Annotated in this window: 21 protein-coding genes; 15 read left to right on the top strand and 6 right to left on the bottom strand. The window is 65.5% G+C overall.

All coding sequences use genetic code 11. The features are described from left to right. The first annotated feature begins 223 nt into the window (after positions 1-223). The 3 genes from Q0071_RS11650 to Q0071_RS11640 all read left to right on the top strand — a co-directional run bounded on the left by Q0071_RS11650 (position 224) and on the right by Q0071_RS11640 (position 5,109). Positions 224-2,242: a DNA topoisomerase IV subunit B gene (locus Q0071_RS11650; protein ID WP_298169189.1), complete on the top strand. Its 2,019-nt coding sequence runs from the start codon at positions 224-226 to the stop codon at positions 2,240-2,242. Continuing rightward, positions 2,242-3,102 carry an oxidoreductase gene (locus Q0071_RS11645; RefSeq protein ID WP_298169186.1) on the top strand — a complete coding sequence of 287 codons (861 nt, stop codon included), beginning with the start codon at positions 2,242-2,244 and terminating at the stop codon, positions 3,100-3,102. Before Q0071_RS11650 ends, Q0071_RS11645 begins: the two co-directional genes overlap by 1 nt. Before the next feature lie 111 nt (positions 3,103-3,213). Next, the gene (locus Q0071_RS11640; RefSeq protein ID WP_298169184.1) at positions 3,214-5,109 is read left to right on the top strand and encodes a methyl-accepting chemotaxis protein; all 1,896 of its coding nucleotides are present in this window, start codon (positions 3,214-3,216) and stop codon (positions 5,107-5,109) included. 66 nt (positions 5,110-5,175) lie between these two features. On the opposite strand, the gene Q0071_RS11635 is transcribed toward Q0071_RS11640, so the two are convergent. Beyond that, positions 5,176-5,961 carry a hypothetical protein gene (locus Q0071_RS11635; protein ID WP_298169181.1) on the bottom strand — a complete coding sequence of 262 codons (786 nt, stop codon included), beginning with the start codon at positions 5,959-5,961 and terminating at the stop codon, positions 5,176-5,178. 207 nt (positions 5,962-6,168) lie between these two features. Between Q0071_RS11635 and Q0071_RS11630 the strand changes: the two genes are divergently transcribed. From Q0071_RS11630 to Q0071_RS11620, 3 genes are all read left to right on the top strand, one after another. Next, on the top strand, positions 6,169-6,573 hold the full coding sequence (locus tag Q0071_RS11630) for a hypothetical protein (protein ID WP_298169178.1): 405 nt from the start codon (positions 6,169-6,171) through the stop codon (positions 6,571-6,573). Between the two features lie 114 nt (positions 6,574-6,687). After that, a complete protein-coding gene (locus tag Q0071_RS11625) occupies positions 6,688-7,533 on the top strand; it encodes a MoxR family ATPase (protein WP_298169175.1) in 846 nt (281 codons plus the stop codon). Continuing rightward, positions 7,533-7,946: a GFA family protein gene (locus Q0071_RS11620; protein WP_298169172.1), complete on the top strand. Its 414-nt coding sequence runs from the start codon at positions 7,533-7,535 to the stop codon at positions 7,944-7,946. The genes Q0071_RS11625 and Q0071_RS11620 overlap by 1 nt, the downstream gene beginning before the upstream one ends. A 138-nt stretch (positions 7,947-8,084) precedes the next feature. On the opposite strand, the gene Q0071_RS11615 is transcribed toward Q0071_RS11620, so the two are convergent. Further along, entirely contained in the window at positions 8,085-8,825 is a 741-nt protein-coding gene (locus Q0071_RS11615) for a glutathione S-transferase family protein (RefSeq protein ID WP_298169169.1), read from the bottom strand. Positions 8,826-8,917: 92 nt separating this feature from the next. Between Q0071_RS11615 and Q0071_RS11610 the strand changes: the two genes are divergently transcribed. From Q0071_RS11610 to Q0071_RS11600, 3 genes are all read left to right on the top strand, one after another. Then, complete coding sequence (locus Q0071_RS11610; RefSeq protein WP_298169166.1) at positions 8,918-9,343, top strand: GFA family protein; 426 nt, start codon at positions 8,918-8,920, stop codon at positions 9,341-9,343. A 59-nt stretch (positions 9,344-9,402) separates the two neighbouring features. Next, positions 9,403-10,584 carry a VWA domain-containing protein gene (locus tag Q0071_RS11605; RefSeq protein WP_298169163.1) on the top strand — a complete coding sequence of 394 codons (1,182 nt, stop codon included), beginning with the start codon at positions 9,403-9,405 and terminating at the stop codon, positions 10,582-10,584. A gap of 138 nt (positions 10,585-10,722) precedes the next feature. Then, positions 10,723-11,499 (top strand): enoyl-CoA hydratase, encoded by a 777-nt coding sequence (locus Q0071_RS11600; RefSeq protein WP_298169161.1) that lies wholly within the window; start codon positions 10,723-10,725, stop codon positions 11,497-11,499. A gap of 160 nt (positions 11,500-11,659) precedes the next feature. Here the strand turns inward: Q0071_RS11600 and Q0071_RS11595 are convergent, their stop codons facing one another. Together Q0071_RS11595 and Q0071_RS11590 are read right to left on the bottom strand one after the other, a co-directional pair. Continuing rightward, the gene (locus Q0071_RS11595; RefSeq protein ID WP_298169158.1) at positions 11,660-11,941 is read right to left on the bottom strand and encodes a DUF427 domain-containing protein; all 282 of its coding nucleotides are present in this window, start codon (positions 11,939-11,941) and stop codon (positions 11,660-11,662) included. Between the two features lie 81 nt (positions 11,942-12,022). After that, positions 12,023-12,892, bottom strand: a complete 870-nt coding sequence (locus tag Q0071_RS11590) for a class I SAM-dependent methyltransferase (protein WP_298169155.1) — start codon at positions 12,890-12,892, stop codon at positions 12,023-12,025. A gap of 179 nt (positions 12,893-13,071) precedes the next feature. On the opposite strand from Q0071_RS11590, the gene Q0071_RS11585 reads away from it, so the two are divergent. Further along, complete coding sequence (locus tag Q0071_RS11585) at positions 13,072-13,779, top strand: 2OG-Fe(II) oxygenase (protein ID WP_298169152.1); 708 nt, start codon at positions 13,072-13,074, stop codon at positions 13,777-13,779. A 289-nt stretch (positions 13,780-14,068) separates the two neighbouring features. On the opposite strand, the gene Q0071_RS11580 is transcribed toward Q0071_RS11585, so the two are convergent. Beyond that, positions 14,069-15,268, bottom strand: a complete 1,200-nt coding sequence (locus Q0071_RS11580) for a DUF1343 domain-containing protein (protein ID WP_298169149.1) — start codon at positions 15,266-15,268, stop codon at positions 14,069-14,071. Then, a complete protein-coding gene (locus Q0071_RS11575; protein ID WP_298169146.1) occupies positions 15,265-15,807 on the bottom strand; it encodes a DOMON-like domain-containing protein in 543 nt (180 codons plus the stop codon). The genes Q0071_RS11580 and Q0071_RS11575 overlap by 4 nt, the downstream gene beginning before the upstream one ends. A 32-nt stretch (positions 15,808-15,839) precedes the next feature. Here Q0071_RS11575 and tyrS point away from each other — a divergent pair, with 32 nt between their 5' ends. The 5 genes from tyrS to cysK all read left to right on the top strand — a co-directional run bounded on the left by tyrS (position 15,840) and on the right by cysK (position 22,114). Then, positions 15,840-17,081 (top strand): tyrosine--tRNA ligase, encoded by a 1,242-nt coding sequence (gene tyrS, locus Q0071_RS11570; protein ID WP_298169143.1) that lies wholly within the window; start codon positions 15,840-15,842, stop codon positions 17,079-17,081. A gap of 126 nt (positions 17,082-17,207) precedes the next feature. Continuing rightward, positions 17,208-17,546 carry a PilZ domain-containing protein gene (locus Q0071_RS11565; RefSeq protein ID WP_298169140.1) on the top strand — a complete coding sequence of 113 codons (339 nt, stop codon included), beginning with the start codon at positions 17,208-17,210 and terminating at the stop codon, positions 17,544-17,546. A 111-nt stretch (positions 17,547-17,657) separates the two neighbouring features. Then, positions 17,658-19,811: a TonB-dependent receptor gene (locus Q0071_RS11560; RefSeq protein WP_298169137.1), complete on the top strand. Its 2,154-nt coding sequence runs from the start codon at positions 17,658-17,660 to the stop codon at positions 19,809-19,811. 93 nt (positions 19,812-19,904) lie between these two features. Then, positions 19,905-21,200, top strand: coding sequence for an MFS transporter (locus tag Q0071_RS11555; protein ID WP_298169133.1), 1,296 nt, complete (start codon positions 19,905-19,907; stop codon positions 21,198-21,200). Beyond that, positions 21,197-22,114: a cysteine synthase A gene (gene cysK / locus Q0071_RS11550; protein WP_298169130.1), complete on the top strand. Its 918-nt coding sequence runs from the start codon at positions 21,197-21,199 to the stop codon at positions 22,112-22,114. The genes Q0071_RS11555 and cysK overlap by 4 nt, the downstream gene beginning before the upstream one ends. Positions 22,115-22,119: the final 5 nt, after the last annotated feature.

The following is a 22,119-nucleotide window of genomic DNA, read 5'->3' as shown; positions in this document are numbered from 1 at the left end:
CAAAGAGGGTGTGTTTGTGGCGAAGCCGCTCTCAAACCTGCTGCGGATTTGGAATAGCGCCTCCGGCGGGAAGCTACGTCTTTGCGTCCTCCGCTTCCTCTGCGACTCTGCGAGAAACCCCTTCCCTTCTTCGTAACCAACCCCGCGAAAGCCCCACAAAACCCCGGGATAAGCACCATCCCCCCATTGCCCCCGGATTCCGGCGTGTTCTATAGTCGTTCCCATGGCCGACGACCTGTTTGAAAAGCTGCCGCCGCGCAGCACCGAGGAAAGCTACGACGGAAGCGCCATCGAGGTGCTCGAAGGGCTCGAACCCGTCCGCCGCCGCCCCGGCATGTACATCGGCGGGATCGACGAGCGCGCGCTCCACCACCTCGCCGCCGAAGTGCTCGACAACGCGATGGACGAGGCTGTCGCGGGCCATGCGGGCCGCATCGAAGTCACGCTCGAGGAAGGCCCGGACGGCACCGCAGGCAAGATCACCATCACCGACAACGGCCGCGGCATGCCGGTGGACGAGCACCCGAAGTATCCGGGCAAGTCGGCGCTCGAAGTCATCCTCACCATGCTCCATTCGGGCGGCAAGTTCTCTGGCAAGGCCTATGCTACCTCGGGCGGCCTTCACGGTGTCGGCATCTCGGTGGTCAATGCGCTCTCGGTGCTCACCCGGGTCGAAGTGGCGCGGAACAAGGAGCTCTACGCGCAGGAATTCTCGCGCGGGCTGCCCACCACCGCGCTGCAGCGCGTCGGCGCGGCCCCCAATCGGCGCGGCACATCCGTCACCTTCATCCCCGACGGCGAGATCTTCGGATCCGAAGCCCGCTTCAAGCCCGCCCGCCTGTTCCGCCTCGTCCGCTCGAAGGCCTATCTCTTCGCCGGCGTCGAAATCCGCTGGAAGTGCGCGCCTGCGCTGATCGCGGGGACGGACATTCCCGCTGAAGCCGTGTTCCAGTTCCCCGGCGGCCTTGCCGATCACCTTGCCGAACAAGTCGCGGGCCGCGAATGCGTGACCACGGTGCCGTTCACGGGCAGCCAGGACTTTCCGGCAGGGCCAAACGGCGAGGAAATGGGCCGCGCCGAATGGGCGATCGCCTGGCCGCTGTGGTCCGACGGATCGTACAGCTGGTACTGCAACACCATCCCCACCCCCGATGGCGGCACGCACGAAGCGGGCCTGCGCGCCGCGCTTACCAAGGGCATCCGCGCCTTTGGCGAACTCGTCGGCCAGAAGAAGGCCAAGGACATCGCGCCCGAAGACATGCTCACGGGCAGCGAGATCATGCTCTCGATCTTCATCCGCGATCCCCAGTTCCAGAGCCAGACCAAGGACCGCCTGACCAGCCCCGAAGCCGCACGCATGGTCGAATCTGCCATGCGCGATCACTTCGACCACTTCCTCACCGACAATATGGAGCGCGGCAAAGCCCTGCTCGGTTCGGTCATGGAGCGGATGGATGAACGCCTGCGCCGCAAGGCGGAGCGCGAGGTCAAGCGCAAGACGGCGACCAACGCGCGCAAGCTGCGCCTTCCCGGCAAGCTCACCGATTGCAGCGGCGAAGGCAGCGGCGAGACCGAGCTGTTCATCGTCGAGGGCGATTCGGCCGGCGGCAGCGCGAAGCACGCGCGCGACCGCAAGACCCAGGCGATCCTGCCGATCCGAGGTAAAATCCTCAACGTCGCGAGCGCCAGCGCCGACAAGATCCGCGCCAATGCCGAAATCGCCGATCTCGCGCTCGCCTTGGGCTGCGGCATGCGCAAGGACTGCAATGCCGACGCGCTACGCTACGACCGGATCATCATCATGACCGACGCCGATGTCGACGGCGCGCATATCGCTACGCTGCTGATGACCTTCTTCTTCCAGGAAATGCCGGAAATAGTCCGGCGCGGGCATCTCTACCTCGCCCAGCCGCCGCTCTACCGCCTCACCAACGGTGCCACCTCGGTCTACGCCAAGGACGACGCCCACCGGGCCGAGCTGGAGGCGACCAAGTTCAAGGGCAAGAAAGTCGAAGTCGGCCGCTTCAAAGGCCTCGGCGAAATGAACCCGCAGCAGCTGCGCGAGACGACGATGAGCCCCGCCACGCGCAGCCTCATCCGCATCACCCTGCCCCCCGAATACGAAGGCCGCGCCGCCGTGAAGGACCTCGTCGACCGCCTCATGGGCCGCGATCCCGCCCAGCGCTTCATGTTCATCCAGAACCGCGCGGGCGAACTCGATCCGGAACTGATCGACGCGTGATGCACCCCGCCACTCACCCCCTCGGCCAGTTCACCGTAAACCGCATGGGCTACGGCGCGATGCAGCTTGCCGGCCCCGGCGTGTTCGGCCCCCCGCGCGATCCGGCCGAGTGCATCGCCGTGCTGCGCGAGGCGGTGGAAAGCGGGGTCAATCATATCGACACCAGCGATTTCTACGGCCCCGAAGTCACCAACAAGCTGATCCGCGAGGCGCTCTCGCCCTATCCCGCTGATCTTGTGCTCGTCACCAAAGTCGGCGCGCGGCGCGGCAGCGATGCCTCGTGGATCATGACGCCGGAGCCCGTCGCGCTGGTCGATCAGGTCCACGGCAACTTGCGCAACCTTGGCGTGGAGGCGCTCGATGTCGTCAACATGCGCATCGGCCACGCCTTCAGCACCGACGAGACCAGCCTGGCGGAACGCTTCGGCGCGCTGATGGACCTCAAGCAGCAAGGCAAGATCCGCCACATCGGCCTCAGCAACGTCACCGCCGCCCAGATCGCCGAGGCCCGCGCCATCGGCGAGGTCGCCTGCGTCCAAAACGCCTACAACCTCGTGCAGCGCACCGATGATGCCCTGATCGACGCACTTGGCGCAGACGGCATACCCTATGTGCCGTTCTTCCCGCTCGGCGGCTTCTCCCCGCTGCAATCCGCCGCGCTCGATGCCCATGCGGCGCGGCTCGGCGTCAAGCCGATGCAGCTGGCGCTCGCCTGGCTGCTCCACCGCGCGCCCAATGTGCTGCTGATCCCCGGCACGTCCTCACGCGGGCACCTGCGCGAGAATCTGGCGGCAGCAAGCATCACGCTCTCTGCCGATGACATGGCCGCGCTCGATGCGATCGGCGCACCCGCCGCCTGAGCCCTTCACCGGATTTTAACCGCGCCCCCCGGGTTTCACCCTAGTCCCGGCCCAACTCCATCGCAGTCACCGCGTGTCTAGAACGGGCCAGCATTCGCTCCGCAGTCCCGCGTGGCGGCAGTTACGGGCTCAATCGGCATGGACTATCTCAGGAACGCTCCGATCGGACGCAAGCTCGCGGTGATGTTCGCCGTGCTTTCGCTGGTCATCGTTGCGGCAATCGGCACCATGGTCTGGCGCATGGGCGCCATGCGCGCCGCTGAAATCGAAGTGGCGGAGGATCACGTCCCCCAGGCGCTCTCGGCGGACAAGATCAACATTGCCATGGCCGAGTTCGAGAACGGGCTGCGAGTTCACCTGCTCGCGGCCGATGAATACGAGCGCGCCGAAGCCGAGAAGATCATCGCCACCAACCAGAAGATCATCAGCACCCAGACCGCAGCTTTCGAGGCGACCGACCTCGACGACAAGGAAAGGGCCTATCTCAAGGCGTTCAAGGCCGGCTGGCAGCAGATGAGCCAGGATACCACGCAGATTCTCCAGCTCTCTGGCGAGGGCCGCACCGCCGAAGCACTGGCGCGGCTGGCCACTTCATCCGAACCGGTCGAAGCCACCGCCAAATCCCTTGTCGATCTTGCCGAATACCAGAAACACCATATCGAGGTGGCCGTTCAGCAGTCCCAATCGGGCTACACGCTTGCCCTTTGGGCCGCCGTCTTCACAACCCTGGCGCTGCTCGCCACGCTTGGCGGGATCTATGTGATGATGGTGCGCCTCGTTGCCCGTCCCGTCGGCCAGATCACCCATGCCATCCAGGACCTTGCCGATGGCCACCTCGATAGCGCGCTCCATGTGGCCGATACGCAGGACGAAATCGGCGCGCTCGGCCGCGCCATGCGCGCCCTGCAGGATCAGCTCGCCCGCGCCGAAAAGAGCAAGACCGAACAGGTCGAACTTATCGTCAGCACGCTGGGTGCCGCGCTCGCCCGGCTCAAGGAAGGCGATCTCGCGGCACGCGTCACCGCCGCACTCGAAGGCCCCTTCGTCCGCCTCAAGACCGATTTCAACGCCATGGCGAGCGAACTGGAGCAAGTCATCGGCTCGGTCGCCGGCACTGCCAGCGGTGTCCAGACCGGCTCGACCGAGATCCGCGCCGCCTCCGACGATCTCGCCAGCCGCACCGAACAGCAGGCCGCCAGCCTTGAGTCCGCCGCCAACGCGATGCGCGAAGTCACCGCCAAAGTCGAGCAGAGCGCCCAGAATGCCGGAGCCGTGCGCGAAACCATCGTGCGCGCCACCGATCGCGCCAATGCCGGGGGCGATGTGGTCAAGCGAGCGGTCGGCGCAATGGATTCGATTGTCGACAGCTCGAAGCAGATTACCCAGATCATCGACCTCATCGATGGCATCGCTTTCCAGACCAATCTGCTTGCCCTGAACGCAGGCGTCGAAGCCGCACGCGCAGGCGAGGCAGGTCGCGGCTTCGCGGTCGTCGCCAATGAAGTGCGCGCCCTCGCCCAGCGTTCCGCCGAAGCCGCGCGGGATATCAAGGGCCTGATCAGCGGCAGCGCGCAGCATGTCGAGCTGGGCGTGCACCTCGTGGGTGAAACCGGCGAGGCGCTCGATGCGATCATCACCCAAGTGGCCGAAATCGGCACGCTGGTCGAAGGTATCGCTACCGCTGCCGTCGATCAGGCGGCCAGCATTTCCAAGGTCAACGTGACCATGGGCGAGCTCGACCGGATGACTCAGCAGAACGCCGCGATGGTCGAGGAAAGCGCGGCCGCCTCGCGCAATCTCTCAGGCCAGGCGGCCAATCTCGCCAATCTCGTCGCGCGCTTCCGGGGCGCAGGCATCAGCGCCTCAGCCGCCACGTTCGCGGCCCCGCCGCCCCCGCGCCACACGGCACCGGCTTCAGCCCCGCGTCCGATTGCGGCCGCAGCACCCGCGCCGGTGCACGGCAATCTCGCGCTCGAACTCCATGAGGACAACTGGTCGGAATTCTGATTGCCCGATTGGGTCCCAAATTGGGCCTATGCCTTGTGCGAAGGCGTGGGCCCAGGCCGGCCAGGTTCAGTCCTGGTCGGCCGCACCATCCGGTGCCTTGGCTGCCTTGAAATCGAAACGGATGCGCACCCAGGTGCCCAGCTGCGGTTTGCCGTCAACGCGCGGCGGCCGCACCAGAAACTGCCAAGCCGCCTGCCGCAGCGCGCGGGCAAGCCCTGATCCGCGCGGACTTTCATCCACCTCGCGGCAATCCTCGACATGGAACCGCTCGACCGTGCGGCAGATGATCATCGCCCAATCGCCAGCCCCGCCGCCGCGCGCCGCGCTCATGTAGGGCGACATTTCCGCCCGCGTCGGCTCGCGATACCATTCCGCATTGTAGACCCGCGCGCCGCCGGGGCCGTCGCCGGTGCCTTCGGCATTGCCGCCCCCGCCGGCCGAAGCTCCGGTCGAACCGCCGCCACCAGCAGGCTTGATCCGGCTGATATCCGCCTTGGCAAGGTCCTCACGGCTCAGCTTGATGAAGCCCGGCGGCCATTCGACCTGATTCTTGCTGGGGATTTCGACGCGGGGCGGCAGCTTGGGCGGCGGGGTCGTCACCGTCTGCACCTGCTCCTGCTTAACGTCCTGCTTGGGCGCGGCTTTCTGCTTTTCCTTTTCGGCAGAAGGCGGCGCAATACTGATCGCGACCAGTTGCCCGCCCTCCGGGCCGCCGCCACCGACAACGCCGGTCATCAACACCAGCACGGCAATCAGGAAGCACCCGGTCACCACCGCCAGCACGAAAGATACAACCCGGTCGCGGCGCGACGGAGCGTAGCGCGCGGCGCTGGCAGCTGGAACGGACGGCATGGCGCTTCGCCTACACGTGCGATGCCGGTGCGGCAACGCCCTGCACTGTATCAGTATGTCGCGACAAGCCGGTCAGACCGCCACGTGCGATCAGCAACGGCAGTTGCGTAGCGCCATCTAGTGCCATAACCTTACGTAGTTTCACTGATGGGCCGCATCGCAGTCCGTGCGAGGGTGCCACCGGTGGTTCACTTGGGGGGGAAACCGATGTCTGATCACGTGCCACTGCGCCGGCTGCTGCCAGCGGCCCTAGCCCTTGCCCTCTGCTCCCTCGCCCCTGCCGCGCCGGTACTGGCGCACGATGTCGGCGATTGGGTGCTTGCCCCCTGGCGCGACAGCACGCAGACCTTTCCCGGTGTGGTCGGGGGCAAAAGCGGCTCCTCGCTGACAATCCAGTTCGACGATGGGACCCGCGAAACCCGGATCAGCGACGAAGTGCGTGCGTTCGACTGGCGTGTGGGCGGCGCGATCGAATGCCAGTGGAAGGACGGGAATTGGTACGGCGCAAGGATACGCTGGCTGGCGAGCGACGGGCTTACCATGCAGATCCGCTACGATGATGATGGCACCATCGAACGCACTACCACGGGCAAGTGCCGCAGTCCGAATTGAGAGGGGCGCGCCCGCTCACCATTGAAGCTCTTGCCTGCACTGCGCGAGGCCCCTACGATCTAACCGCTCGGTTAAGACCGTACCCAACAACTTGACGCCATACAGGGACAGGACATGCGCTTCGAAGGCACCAGCAATTACGTCGCCACCGATGATCTCAAGGTGGCAGTTAACGCCGCGGTGCTGCTGCGCCGCCCCCTGCTGGTGAAGGGTGAGCCCGGCACCGGCAAGACCGTCCTCGCGCACGAAATCGCCAAGGCCGTTGGCGCGCCGCTGATCGAGTGGAACATCAAGTCCACCACCAAGGCGCAGCAGGGTCTCTATGAATACGACGCAGTCGCCCGCCTGCGCGATGGCCAGCTCGGCGATCCGCGCGTGCACGAGATTTCGAACTACATCCGCCGCGGCAAGCTGTGGGAAGCCTTCACCTCGCCGCAGCTCCCCGTCCTCCTGATCGACGAGATCGACAAGGCGGATATCGAGTTTCCGAACGATCTCCTGCAGGAGCTCGACCGGATGAGCTTCGACGTCTACGAAACGCACGAGACGATTGCCGCCAAGGAGCGCCCGATCGTCGTGATCACCTCGAACAACGAGAAGGAACTGCCCGACGCGTTCCTGCGCCGCTGCTTCTTCCACTACATCAAGTTCCCCGACCGGGCGACGATGCAGTCGATCATCGACGTCCACTTCCCGAACATCCAGAAGACCCTCGTCAGCAAGGCGATGGATATCTTCTATGAAGTGCGCGAAGTCCCCGGCCTCAAGAAGAAGCCCAGCACGTCCGAACTGCTCGACTGGCTCAAGCTCCTCCTCAACGAGGACATGCCGCTCGACGTCCTCCAGAACCGCGACCCCACCAAGGCGATCCCGCCGCTGCACGGCGCGCTGCTCAAGAACGAGCAGGATGTGATGTTGTTCGAACGGCTTGCCTTCATGGCGCGGCGGCCGTCGAACTGATGCCACACTCAGGCGGATGCCTCTGCGGCGCGGTGCGCTATATCATCGCCGCAGAGCCCGTCGGCGCGCGCATGTGCTGGTGCCGCGATTGCCAACGCATTGCCAGCGGCTCGGCCACGGTCAACGTGCTGTTTCCGGAGGAAGCGGTTGCGATCACCGGCGATCTTGGCCTGTTCACGATGATCGCGGACAGCGGCAACACCGTGGAGCGCGGCTTCTGCAAGGTCTGCGGCGCGCAGATTTACAGCCGCACCGTCACGCCGAAGGGCCTGCCGATGCGCGTGCGGGCGGGCACGCTCGATGATCCGGAACTCTGCGCGCCCACGGCTGCAATCTGGACGGAAAGCGCCCCCAGCTGGGCGCCGATCCCCGATCACTTCACCCGGCACCCGAAGGGCCCGCCGCCAGTCTGAAAGCCATCTCCCCTTCAGGGGAGAGGGTTGGGAGAGGGGAACAACCCCAGCGCCAACCCCCTCTCAACTTCGGCTAGGCACTTCGCGCCAAGCCTTCGTATCTCTCCCCTGAAAGGAAGAGAGCACTGAAATCCAAGCTCACTCCCGAGGCCCGAGCTGCTCCAGCTCCACTTCGGCATACATCCGCTGCACCGCCGGGCGCGCCTTGATCTGCTCGATCCAGCGCACCAACCCCGGCGTCTTCTCCGCGCTGACGAATTCCGGAAAACCGTGCTGCATCCCGTTTGCGATCGCGAAATTGCAGATATCCGCCAGCGTATACTGCCCCGGCACCAGCCACTCGTGCTCCCGCAAATGCGCGTCCAGCCGCTCCACCGAATAGCCGATCTTGCGCATTTCCTCATCCAGCATGTCCTGCGGGAAGCCCTCGCGCGCGCGGCGCCACTTCACTTGCTGCTCCACCACCGGGATCGCGGCCACCTTCTCCTCGAACTCGGCGTCCGAGAGGCCCTTCACCATATTCCCCACATAGCGGTGCCAGCCGATGGTCGAGACGCACCAGCAGAAGTACTCGTCCACCCACTTGGTCCACACCCGCATCGCGGCCTTGCCCGCCGACGTCGCGGGCCGTAGCGAAACCTCGGTCGGATATTCGTCCTCCAGATACTCGCAAATGACCGTGCTCTCGGTGATCACATGCGCCCCATCGACCAGTGCAGGCACCTGGCCCCGCGGGTTGATCGCCTTGAACCAGTCGGTATGGTGTTCAAACTTTGCCGGATCGAGCCGGTTCTTCTCGAACACCAGGCCCTTCTCATACAAGGTGAGCAGCGGCTTCAGCGAGTTGGCGGCAGGTCCGAAACTGTAGAGCTTGAGCATGGTTGTGGTCGTCCTCTCCGGTTGCCCGCAGCCTACAAATTGTAAGTACGACTAACAATCCTGAATCTTGGCCCAAAAGTGAGGGACTTGCCATGGCCTACACCGGAACCTGCGCCTGCGGAGCCGTCACCGCCGCAATCGCCGCTGAAGCGCCCATCGCGGTGCGCCAGTGCTGGTGCCGCCAGTGCCAGCAGCTCGCCGGCGGATCGCACAGCACCAATGCCATGTTCCTGACCACCGACGTAACGATCACCGGCCAACTCGCCACCCACGCCTACACCGCCGCCAGCGGCAACACCCTCACCCAATCCTTCTGCCCCGCCTGCGGCACCCCGGTGATGGCGCAAGTCTCCGCCCGCCCGCAGTTCCGCACCATGCGCGTCGGCTTCATCCAGCCGCCGCACGATCTCACCCCGCAGATGGTGATCTGGACCGACGACGCCCCCGCCTGGGCCGTGTTCCCCGCGGGCGTCGAACGACATGCAAAGCAACCGCCCCCGCCGCCAACCTCTTCGTAGCGCTTGCCCAAGCCCCGCATTCGCCTTAATCACCCGGTTAAGACGCGAGCGAGGCCAACATGTTCTTCAACTTCATCGACGAGCTGCGCGCAGCTGGCATCAAGGCCAGCTTCAAGGAACACCTCGTCCTGCTCGAAGCGCTCGACAAGGATGTGATCGAGCAGACGCCCGAGGCCTTCTACTACCTCTCCCGCGCCACCTTCGTGAAGGACGAGGGCCTGCTCGACCGGTTCGATCAGGTGTTCAACAAGGTCTTCAAGGGCCTCCTCACCGATTATGGCCAGCGTCCGGTCGACATTCCGGAAGACTGGCTGCGCGCCGTCGCCGAAAAGTTCCTCAGCGAAGAGGAAATGGAGAAGATCAAGGCGCTCGGCTCGTGGGACGAGATCATGGAGACGCTCAAGAAGCGGCTCGAAGAACAGAAAGAGCGCCACGAGGGCGGCAGCAAGTGGATCGGCACCGGCGGCACCAGCCCCTTCGGCCACGGCGGCTACAACCCCGAAGGCGTGCGCATCGGCGGCGAGGGCAAGCACGGCCGCGCGATCAAGGTCTGGGAAAAGCGCGAGTTTGCCAATCTTGATAACACCAAGGAACTCGGCACCCGCAACATCAAGATCGCGCTGCGCCGCCTGCGCCGCTTCGCGCGCGAGGGCCATGCCGATGAGCTTGATCTGCCCGGCACGATCGAAGGCACCGCCAAGCAAGGCTGGCTCGATATCCGCATGCGCCCCGAACGGCGCAATGCGGTCAAACTGCTCTTGTTCCTCGATGTCGGCGGCTCGATGGACCCGTTTATCAAGCTGGTGGAGGAACTGTTCAGCGCCGCCACCGCCGAATTCAAGAACATGGAGTTCTTCTATTTCCACAACTGCCTCTACGAAGGCGTCTGGAAGGACAACAAGCGCCGCTGGTCCGAGCGCACGAACACCTGGGACATCCTCCACAAGTACGGCCACGACTACAAGATCGTGTTCGTCGGCGATGCGGCGATGAGCCCTTACGAGATCAGCCACCCCGGCGGCTCGGTAGAGCATTTCAACGAGGAGGCCGGCGCCATCTGGCTCCACCGCGTCGCGCAGACCTACCCGGCCACCGTGTGGCTCAATCCCGTGCCCGAAAAGCAGTGGAACTATTCGCAGTCGACCAAGATGATCAAGGATCTCGTCGGCGGCTCGATGTTCCCCCTCAGCCTTGAAGGCCTCGACGGCGCGATGCGGGAATTGACGCGCAAGAAGCACTGACACCTCTGATCCTCCCCATTTTCACGCAGTGCAAATGGGGAGATGGCAGCCAGCAGGGCTGACGGAGGGGTATTTCGACGGACTTGATCCCCGCCTCCACAGGCGTAAGCTGCCGCAAAACAGGAGAGGTCGCCGCCCATGTCCGACAACGAAATCCTCGAGGTCCGCCGCACTGGCACCCGCGTCGATCTAACCCTTAACCGACCGAACCAGTACAACGCGCTGAGCGAGGACCTCCTCGCCGCCCTGAAAGCAGAACTGACCAGCCTCGCGAGCGACACCTCGATCAGCTGCGTCGTGCTTTCGGGCGCCGGCAAGGCGTTTTGCGCCGGGCATGACCTGCGCCAGATGCACGGCCAGCGGCGCCTCGACTATTACCGCACGCTGTTCGCCGCCTGCGCCGAGGTCATGGAAGCCATCGTCGCGCTGCCCGTCCCCGTCATCGCCCGCGTCCACGGTATCGCCACCGCCGCCGGCTGCCAGCTCGTGGGCGCCTGCGATCTTGCCATCGCCAGCCAGGACGCGCGCTTTGCTGTCTCAGGCATCAATGTCGGCCTGTTCTGCTCGACCCCCGCGGTCGCGCTCACCCGCAATGTCCCCGCCAAGCCCGCGTTCGAAATGCTGGTCACCGGCGAATTCATCAGTGCACAGACCGCCGAAAGCTGGGGCCTCATCAATCACGCCGTCCCGGCTGACAAGCTCGATGCCGAGATCGACACCCTCGCCCAGACCATCGCCGCCAAGAGCCCCGATGCGATCCGCCGCGGCAAGGCCCTGTTCTACGCACAGCGCGAAGTCCACCGCGCAGAGGCCTACGCGCTCGCCGCAGAAGTCATGGCGCAGAACATGATGGACGAGAACACGGCGGAGGGGATCGAAGCGTTTCTGGAGAAGCGCGCGCCGGTCTGGCGCTGAAGAACCCCTCCGTCAGCCCTGCGGGCTGCCACCTCCCCATTTGTGCTTCGCAAAAATGGAGAGGAGCACGAAGAGCCACTCCTTCTTCCCTCCCCATTTTTGCCGCAGGCACAAATGGGGAGGTGCCTGAGCGAAGCGAAGGCGGAGGGGTTCTTTCCTCCTACCCCACCGTCACACCCTTCCAGAACGCCACCCGCCCCTTGATCTGCGCGGCCTTGTCCTTCGGCTCGGCATAATACCACGCCGCGTCACGGTTCTCCGCGCCGTCCACCACCAGCGAATAGTATTGCGCCGTCCCCTTCCACGGGCACATGCTCGTCGTCGCGCTGGGCTTCAGCACCGCCGCGTCTACCGCCTCAAGCGGAAAATAGTGGTTGCCCTCAACCACCACCGTATCGTCGCTGCGCGCAATCACCGCGCCGTTCCACCGTGCCTCGACCATGCCAATCTCCTTCGCTGGCCAAGGTCGGGCTCCGGCTGCCTTCCGTCAACCAGCCAGCAGGGCAATCAGGTTACAGGGCAATCACGGGGCCTTGCGCGCCGTCACATAGATCCAGTCGCCCTGCCCGATCATCGGCCCCAGAGCCGCCAGCGGCGCAAACAGCCCGGCATAGGCCAGCCGCTTCGGCATCTTCAGCAGGGTCTGCACCTGGCCGAAAGTATAGGCGAGATCGATGGCAAAATGCCGGGTTTCCGCCACCGCAAAGCCCGCCTTCTCCAGCATCGCCCCCAGCGTCTTCACCGAGAACTGGTAGAGGTGATAAGGCGGCTCGGGATGCGGCCAGTAGTCCAGCTTCTTGGCCAGCGGCAGCGAGAGCTTCGGAAACAGGCCGTCGATATTGGGCGTAGACAGCACGATGGTGCCCCCCGGCGCGAGCAGATCGAACGCCTTGCGCAGATCGCCCAGCGGATCGGGCACATGCTCGATCACGTCGAACATCGTCAGCACGTCGAGCGAGCCCGCCTCCTGCGGTGCATCGTGGATCGTGCCTTCCGCCACTTCGAGCCCGAAGTGCGACCGCGCAAATATCGCGCTCGCCTCGTTCATCTCCAGCCCCGTCGCGGAAAAGCCCGCCGCCTTGGCCCGCGCGGCAAACTGTCCGATCGAGCAGCCCACATCGAGCAGCCGCCCCCGCTTCACACCTCTCAGCGTCTCGGCAAGGTGCCGCACCGCGATCCGGTCCTGTGTCGCAAAGGTCTCGCTCGCCGGATCGCACAGCGCCGCGTGATAGGAAGCGCCCGCCGAATAGAGCACCTTCAGCTCCTCCGCGCTCGGCGGGTTGGCGATGTAGGCGAGCCCGCAGCCGAAGCAGCGCACCAGATCATAGCCCTTGGCCCGGAACAAATGCGCCGCGCCGGCCGTTCCACAGTTGTTGCAGGTCACGCAGGTCATCCCGATGGTCGTCCAAGCCTCGGCACCTACTGCACAAAACTTAAGGAAGGCTCATCCCCCCCGCCCCCTCTTCTTCCCCTCCCCCGTTCGGGGGAGGCCGGGTGGGGGTGCGCGGCACGGCGAGTTCGACCGCAATAGCCGGAGTGTGCCGCCCCGTCGGTCAGGCTAAGTCGTCCGCCATGCAAAACCTGAAAAACCGGATCGCCGCGCTTGATTGGCCCGCGCTCACTCAAAGCCTCGACGACCTCGGCTACGCCCTCACCCCGCGCGTGCTGGACACCGAAACCTGCGCCGCCCTCGCCGCCAGTTACCACGACGACAGCCTCTTCCGCTCGACCGTCACCATGGCTCGCCACGGCTTCGGCAAAGGCGAGTACCGCTACTTCGCCTATCCGCTGCCCGATGTGGTAACCGCCCTGCGCACCGCGCTCTATCCCCCGCTTGCGCACATCGCCAACACATGGTCAGAGCACCTCGGCCAGCCGGACATCTGGCCCACCACGCACGAGGCCCTCCTCGCGCGCTGCCACGCCTTCGGCCAGCCGCGCCCGACCCCGCTCCTGCTGCGCTACCGCTTGGGGGACTACAACTGCCTGCATCAGGACCTCTACGGGCCGATCCACTTCCCCCTGCAAGCCGTCGTCATGCTAAGCGATGACGAAAGCTACATCGGCGGCGCACTGACCTTGGTCGAAAACCGCCCCCGCATGCAGAGCCGCGTCGAAGTCGTGCCCATCCGGCAAGGCCAGATCGCGCTGATCCCGGTCCGCGACAAACCCCGCCTTGCCTCGACCGGCTGGTCCAAATCGGCGATGCGCCACGGCGTCAGCACCGTGCTTTCCGGCGAACGCCAGACGCTGGGGATCATCTTTCATGATGCGAGTTGAGACGGCACCCGCCTCACCTCAGCCGCCCCTCCACATCGTCACCCCGGGCTTGACCCGGGGATGGGCTGCCTGCCGGACGGCACAAACCGCTGTCCTACAACCCACCGGGTCGCATATCATCGAGGTCTGCTCATTGAACCTCGTGAACCCGACCCAAACCCGCTCATGCTGAGCTTGTCGAAGCATCAGGCTCGGCTCGCGCAGGTGCGTCAAACGTCTGAAAAAAGCCCTCGGAGTTTCCTCTCAGGACTGTGTCAACTGTGTCAACTTGCCGGGATTCTGTCCCGCTTCAGTACAGAAGGAACGGCGCCCGCGTCTCGATCCACGCAGCCTCGTCCGGCCCCGCCAGTGCTTCCAGATCGGCGGGCGTGCTCGCCGGATCGTCTACCCACTCCCGCAGCCCCGGCCCGCCGTTGATCACATCGATCGCCAGCTTGTCGGTGACATACTCATACGGAAAATCGCGCCACAGCGGATAGTCCGGATAGAGCCGCCGCACCGCCTTGAACGCCAGCGCCTGCAGCCGCCACGGCCGGAACGCGTGGTGATCGTAGAACGCGCCCTCGGCGTGGATCATCAGCGCATTGCAGAGCTTGCCGACATGCTTGTGAAAAGTCGGCTCGAACCAGCACTCCCGGATGGCGCACCCCGCCAACCACTCCGGCGCGTAGGCCTGCATTTCGGCCAGCACCGCCTTGGCATCGACGTCGGGCGCACCGAACAGCACTTCCAGCGGCCGCGTCGTCCCGCGCCCTTCCGAAAGCGTCGCACCCTCGATCATGACCGTGCCTGCATAAGCCCGCGCCATGTTCTGGCTCGCCGCATTCGGGCTCGGATTGATCCAGATCCGGTCCTGCGGCCAGCCACAGCCCGGCCCTTCCGGCTCCCAGCCCTCCATCGCCACCACGCGGTAGTCCACGTCGAGCTTGAAATGCTGAACAAACCAGCGCCCCATCTCGCCGAGCGTCAGCCCATGCCGCATCGGCATCGGCCCTGCGCCGACGAAGCTTTCCCAGCCCGCGAGAAGCGTGGTGCCTTCCACCGGGCGGCCCGCCGGATTGGGCCGATCGAGCACCCACACGGCCTTGTCGGTCCCGCTTGCGGCCTCAAGCAGATAGAGCAGCGTCGTCACGAAGGTGTAGATCCGGCAGCCCAGGTCCTGCAGGTCGAACAGGAACACATCGGCGCTGTCCATCATCCGCGCTGTCGGTCGCCGCACTTCGCCGTAGAGGCTGAACACCGGGATGCCGAGCAACGGGTCGATGAAGTCCTCGGTCTCGACCATGTTGTCCTGCTTGTCGCCGCGCAGCCCGTGCTGCGGCCCGAACGCCGCGGACAATGTGATCCCCGGGCAGGCGGCCAAGGCATCGAGCGAATGCGTGAGACCCTCCGTCACCGAGGCAGGATGAGCAACGAGCGCGACGCGCTTGCCCTCAAGCGGCGCGCGCAGCGCCGGGTCGGCGAGCAAGCGATCGATACCGAACTTCATGCCGCTTCCGGTGCCGCAAGCCGCCCGGCCATGCAAGCCGGATCGTGGAAGTCGGGCTTCTCGGGCGGGTGCGCCATTGCCCAGTAGGACTTGATCCCGCCTTCCTCCTCGATCACCGCGGTCAGCCCATAAGCCCACGGCAGCGGCGGCAGCGCGCTCGCCGGGATCGCGGCATCGAAGATCAGCACCGACCCGCCCCGGCGCGGCGTGCACACCGGCGGCCGCTCCATCGCCCGCTCGGCCATTCCTGCACGGTACCCGCTAAAATCATACGCCGCCCAGCGCTCGGAGGGCGAAAGGTTGAACTCGGCATACCCTTCCCCGCCCGGCGCCTTCACAAAGAGCTCGAAGCAAGTCGTCTGCCACAACCCGTCCGTCCGTGCGCGCCCCGCAAACGGCGGCAACACGAGCGCGCGCGCCCCGTCCACCTTCCAGCGCAGCGTGAGCCAGTTCGCATCGAACGAGAGAATGCGCGCTGCTATTGCGGAAACAACTTTGGCCGGATGTGCCGGATGCGCGGTCAGGTCGAACGTTTCCAAGCCTTGCTCTTTCGTGCTAGGCGCGCCGCGTCATGACCCAGAACGCCCCTCCGTACACCTCTTCGCTCCTCCGCCTGCTCAGCGAGCGCGGCTATGTCCACCAGGTCACCGATGCCCACGGCCTCGATGCGCTTGCGGCGAAGCAGATCGTGCCGGGCTATATCGGCTTCGATGCGACCGCGCCATCGCTCCATGTCGGCAGCCTGGTGCAGATCATGATGCTGCGCCGGCTCCAGCAGGCCGGGCACAAGCCCATCGTTCTGATGGGCGGCGGCACGACCAAGGTCGGCGATCCTTCGGGCAAGGACGAGAGCCGCAAGATGCTAACGAGCGCAGACATCGCCGCCAACATCGCCTCGATCCGCACCGTGTTCGAAAAGCTGCTCACCTTCGGCGACGGCCCGACCGACGCGGTGATGGTCGACAACGACACCTGGCTCAGCGCGCTCGGCTATGTCGAACTGCTGCGCACCGTCGGCCCGCACTTCACGATCAACCGGATGATGACCTTCGATTCGGTCAAGCTCCGGCTCGAGCGCGAGCAGCCGCTGACCTTCCTCGAATTCAACTACATGATCCTTCAGGCCTACGATTTCCGCGAACTCGCGCTAACGGCCGGATGCCGGTTGCAGATGGGCGGCTCGGACCAGTGGGGCAATATCGTCAACGGCATCGAATTGACGCGGCGTATGGAAAGTGTGGAGGTCTACGGCCTCACCACCCCGCTGCTCACGACGGCTGACGGCGCCAAGATGGGCAAGACGGCGGCGGGCGCGGTCTGGCTCAACGAAGATGCGCTCCCCGCATGGGACTTCTGGCAATACTGGCGCAACGTCGATGACCGCGACGTCGGCCGCTTCCTTCGCCTGTTCACCGATCTTCCGCTCGACGAGATCGCGCGGCTCGAGGCGCTTGGCGGCAGCGAGATCAATGCGGCCAAAGTCGTGCTGGCGAACGAAGTCACCAAGCTGGTGCGCGGCGCGGAAGCGGCGGCGGCGGCTGAAGCGACCGCGGCGGCGACCTTCGCTGGCGGCGGTGTCGGCGCAGACCTGCCCTCGCTCGCTTGCCCCGATGGCAGCATCGCGCTGATAGATGCGCTGATCGGGCTGGGCTTTGCGGCGAGCCGCGGCGAGGCCAAGCGCCTGATCGCGGGCGGCGGCGCGCGGGTCGAAGGTCATTCGGTGACCGACGAAGCGCACGTCATCGCCTTTCAAGGCGCTGAAATCCGCGTTTCCTCGGGCAAAAAGAAGCACGGCGTCCTGCGCCCGGCCTGACCGGCATCAGCTTGCCGTTAACCGGCAAGCCTTTACCGCAAACCGGCAAAACGGTGCCGGGCCTTTACGAATTATCAGCCTATTGGCTTCAGATACTCGTGTGCTTGACCATCACGAGGAGCGACCATGGCCAGCGGCGCACAGCTTTCCGTCACCGATCAGCGGCTCACAACCCGCCATCCGGTAGACTTGCCCCTGATCGGCGAACATCGCCGGCTGGGAGATGTGATGCTGCATGTCATCAACATCTCCACCACCGGCTTCATGGTGAAGGGCGAAGTCGCCCTCCAGCGCGGTGAGCGTATCACCATCCGCCTGCAGCACATCGGGCGAATCGAGGCCTTCCTTGTCTGGAGCGACGGCACCCGCGCCGGGTTCCAGTTCGAACGCATTATCAGAGGCGACGATTTCCTGATGATGATCAAGTCTTTGCAGCCCAATCCAAGGCTTCAGCGCAGCCGTTGATGCAGCGCAGCATCGGCTGCGCACGGAAGTGGTTCAGACTGCCGATTGTCACTTGATATATTATATCATCACGCTAAAGCGACACCCGAAACAACGCTTCGGGTGTCGCCAATGCATAAATCCACGCTTGCCGCCAGCACTGCGCTCAGCGCCGTTCTTCTCGCATTCTCCAATCCTGCCTTCGCCGCCGCGGAGGATCCGGCCAGCCCGGCTCCCGCAGCAACCGGTGGGCCGCAGGCGGCATCGCCCGGGCAGATCAGCACGACCCAGACCGATGACGCAGGCCACGCCCCGATCGTGGTGACCGGGCGCCTGATCTCGGGCGACCGCGACGCGATCGTGGCGCCGGTCGTGATCAATGGCGAAGACCTCGCCCGCCGCGCCGCCGCGCAGATCGGCAGCGTGCTCGCGCATCTCCCCGGCGTTTCGACCAGCGGCTTTGCTCCCGGCGCATCCCGCCCTGTCCTGCGCGGCTTTGACGGCCCGCGCGTGCAAGTGCTGACCGACGGCCTCGGCGCGCTCGACGCAAGCTCGGTCTCGGCGGACCACGGCGTTGCCATCGATACGCTCAATGTCGAACAGATCGACGTGCTCCATGGGCCGGAAGTGCTGCTCTACGCGGCAGACCCGGCAGGCGGCGCCGTCAACGCGCTCGACCGGCGCATCCCGCGCCGCATGCCGGACAAGCCAATCACGGTGAACGCGCTTGGTGCCTATGGCTCGGCAGCAGATTCGGTCAACCTGGGCGGCGCGGTCGATGTGGCGATCGCCCCCCGGCTTGCCGCGCATTTCGACGCTTCGTACAACCGCGCGGGCGACGTGCGCATCGGCGGCGATGTCGTATCCGAACCGCTGCGCGCCCGGCTGCGCGCCGAAGCTGATGACCTCACCGCCGCCGGCGATCCCGAAGGCGCGGCGAACCTGACCGCCGGGATCGATGCGCGCGGGCGCCTTGCCAATTCGTGGGCGCGCGGCTCCGCCTTCGGTGCCGGCCTTGCCTTCATCGACAGCGGCGGCTCGCTCGGTGTTTCGGTCCAGCGCCTCAACAGCGACTACGGCATTCCGCCGCGTCCTTCGGCTGCAGCACCCGATCCGGTCTCGCTGTCGCTGCGCCAGACGCGCTATGACCTGCGCGGCAGCGTCAATCTTGGCGGGTTCTTCGACCGGTTGGAAGCACGCGTCGCCTACGGTGACTACACCCATGCCGAGATCGAGGACGGCGTCGCGGGCACCCGTTTCTTCAACAAGTCGATCGAATCGCGCTTCGTGCTGACCCAGGCCCGCCACGGCGGCTGGCGCGGCGAAAGCGGCATCCAGTATGGTACGCGCAACTTCCGCATCGAAGGTGAGCCGCTGCTGCCCAATTCGGTGACCGAGCGCATCGCCGGCTTCACCCGCCAGCAGCTTTCGCTCGGGCCTGTCGATCTGGAAGGCAGCCTGCGCGGCGAGCACGTTTCAGTGAAGCCCAAGGGCCTCGGCCCCAATGATTCCGGCCGCAGCTTCGATCTCTTCGCTGCCGGCGCCGGTATTGCCTGGCATCCGCTTGAAAGCGTGACGCTGAGCCTTGCCGCCACGCACGGTGAGCGCGCGCCGACGGCGGAGGAGCTTTACATCGACGGCCTGCACGACGCGACCCAGTCCTACGAGCGCGGCAATCCCGCCTTCCGGATCGAACGCAGCAACACGGTCGAAGCGGGGCTGCGCTATCACAGCGACCGCTTCGCCGGGGCGTTCACCGCCTACGCCACGGACTTCAGCAATTTCATCGCGCCGATCCCCACTGGCGAGCGGATCGAAGGCGCGCCGGTCTACCAGTACATCCAGCTGCCCGCGAAGTTCCGCGGCCTCGAAGCCGAAGGTTCGTGGAAGGCGCTGACTTGGGACAATGGCCGCTCGCTCTCGCTCGAAAGCGCGGTCGACTATGTCCACGCCAGCCTCACCGGTTCCGGCCCGGCTCCGCGCATTCCGCCGCTGCGTGTGCGCGGCGGCCTCACCTACGAATCCGACCGCGTCGGCGCCAACATTGAGGCGATCGTCCACGCGCGGCAGGACCGCGTCACCACCTACGAGAACCCGGTGGACAGCTACACGCTGCTGAACGCCAATGTCACGTGGCGTCCGATGGGCAAGAACGGGCCGCTCGCGCTCATCCTCTCGGGCAACAACCTGCTCGACAAGGTCGGCCGCCTCGCCACTTCGGAAACGCGCGACTTCGTTCCGATCGCCGGGCGCGACATCCGCCTGACGGCAACGCTGAAGATCTGAACCACGGGAAATATCTGAACGGCGGGGAAGAATTAAACCGCCGGTGAGTTTTGCTTGCTTGGCAAGGTCGCGCCGCGCTGCCATTCGGACGGCGTGACCTTGCCCGCAGACGAACCTCGCTCGCCGCTGGATATTCCGGACTACCGCCGCTTCTGGCTGGCCCGGTTCCTTTCGGTCTTCGCCACGACCGGCATGGTCGTGGTGCTGGGCTATCAGCTCTACGATGTAGCGCGCAGCCAATATGGCATGAGCATCGGCGCGGCCGCGTTTCAGCTGGGCCTGCTCGGCCTGGCGCAGTTCCTGCCGGTCCTGCTGCTCACGCCTGTCGCCGGTCTTGTCGCAGACCGCTTTGACCGCCGACTGGTGGCCGGCTTTGCCAATGCTGTCGACATGGTCGTCGCGCTGGTGCTCATGGCGGCGACGCTGATTGGTCACCTCACCCTTCCGCTGCTCTTTGCGCTCGGCGCGCTGCATGGCATCGCGCGCGTGTTCATCGGCCCCGCGATGGCCTCGATCGCGCCCAATATCGTGCCGGTGCGGCTGATGCCCCGCGCTGTCGCGATCAATTCCATGGCGTGGCAGGCCGGTTCGGTGGGCGGCCCGGCGATTGCCGGCCTGCTCTTCGCGCAGGTTCCCGCCCTGCCCTATGCCATTTCCGCTCTGCTGCTGGGCACTGCCACCCTGCTGGTCCTGCGCATCCGCCCGTTGCCGCCGCCGGACGAGAACAAGCGCGCGCATCCACTCTCGCAAATTGTCGGCGGGCTGACCTTCGTGTGGCACGACCGCTTCCTGTTCGGCTGCGTGACGCTCGATCTCTTTGCCGTGCTGCTGGGCGGCGCGACGGCGCTGCTGCCGGTCTACGCGCGCGATATCCTGATGATCGATGGCCATCCCGTCGGCCCCAACGGCCTTGGCCTGATGCGCGCAGCGCCGGGGGTGGGCGCGGTGATCGTGGCGCTGCTGCTGGCACGCCGGCCGATTGCCAGTGGCGTGGGCGCGAAGATGCTGATCGCCGTTGCCGTCTATGGCGCAGCCACCATCGGATTCGGCCTGAGCCGCGACTACCTGTTTTCGCTGGCGATGCTGGCAGCACTCGGCGCGGCTGACATGGTTTCGGTGTTCATCCGCAACACGCTGGTCCAGCTCTATACGCCGGATGCCGTGCGCGGCCGGGTTTCGGCGATTTCCGGCCTTGCCATCTCGGCTTCGAACGAGCTGGGTGAAATGCAATCTGGCGTCGCCGCAGCCCTCCTCGGCGCAACTGGCGCGGTTGTATTCGGCGGGGTGGGTGCGATAATCATTACCGCGGCGTGGGCGATCTGGTTCCCTGAACTCCGACTCGTACGCACGTTTGCAGACAAGACACTTCACCAGAAGGAAGCGACATGAAAGCGGCCAATATTCTCGCCACTATCGGCAATACTCCGCACATTCGCCTCTCCCGCCTGTTTCCCGACCACGAGGTATGGGTGAAGAGCGAACGCACCAATCCCGGCGGTTCGATCAAGGACCGCATCGCCCTTGCCATGATCGAGGCGGCGGAGGCTGACGGTAGCCTCAAGCCCGGCGGCACCATCGTTGAGCCGACTTCGGGCAACACCGGCATCGGCCTTGCCATGGTCGCGGCGGTCAAGGGCTACAAGCTCGTGCTCGTCATGCCCGAATCGATGTCGCTCGAGCGGCGGCGGCTGATGCTGGCCTATGGCGCCAGCTTCGACCTCACCCCGCGCGAGAAGGGCATGAAGGGCGCCATCGCCCGCGCCCTCGAAATCGTCGAGCAGACTCCGGGCGCATGGATGCCCGCGCAGTTCGACAATCCGGCCAACGTTGCCGTCCATGTGCGGACCACCGCCGCGGAGATTCTGGCGGACTTTGCCGATGCCCCGATCGACGCGCTGATCACCGGCGTGGGCACCGGCGGACACCTCACGGGCTGTGCCGAAATGCTCAAAGGCCATTGGCCAACCATGAAAGCCTGGGCGGTCGAGCCGACGCTTTCGCCGGTTATCTCGGGCGGCCAGCCCGCGCCGCACCCGATTCAGGGTATCGGCGCCGGATTCATCCCCGGCAACCTCCACACCCAGTCAATCGACGGCGCGATTCAGGTCGATCCCGCCGATGCCAAGGAATGGGCCCGCCGCGCCGCGCGCGAGGAAGGCATGCTCGTCGGCATCAGTTCGGGCGCGACGCTCGCCGCCATCGCCCAGAAACTGCCGGAACTGCCCGCCGGCAGCCGCGTGCTCGGCTTCAACTACGATACCGGCGAACGCTACCTCTCGGTGCCGGACTTCCTGCCGGAGTGATCGGG

Origin of the sequence: Novosphingobium sp. (assembly GCF_027486195.1) — a bacterium.
Lineage (GTDB): Bacteria > Pseudomonadota > Alphaproteobacteria > Sphingomonadales > Sphingomonadaceae > Novosphingobium.
Note: the sequence above shows the minus strand (reverse complement) of the source record. Positions and strands in the feature narration are given on the sequence as shown.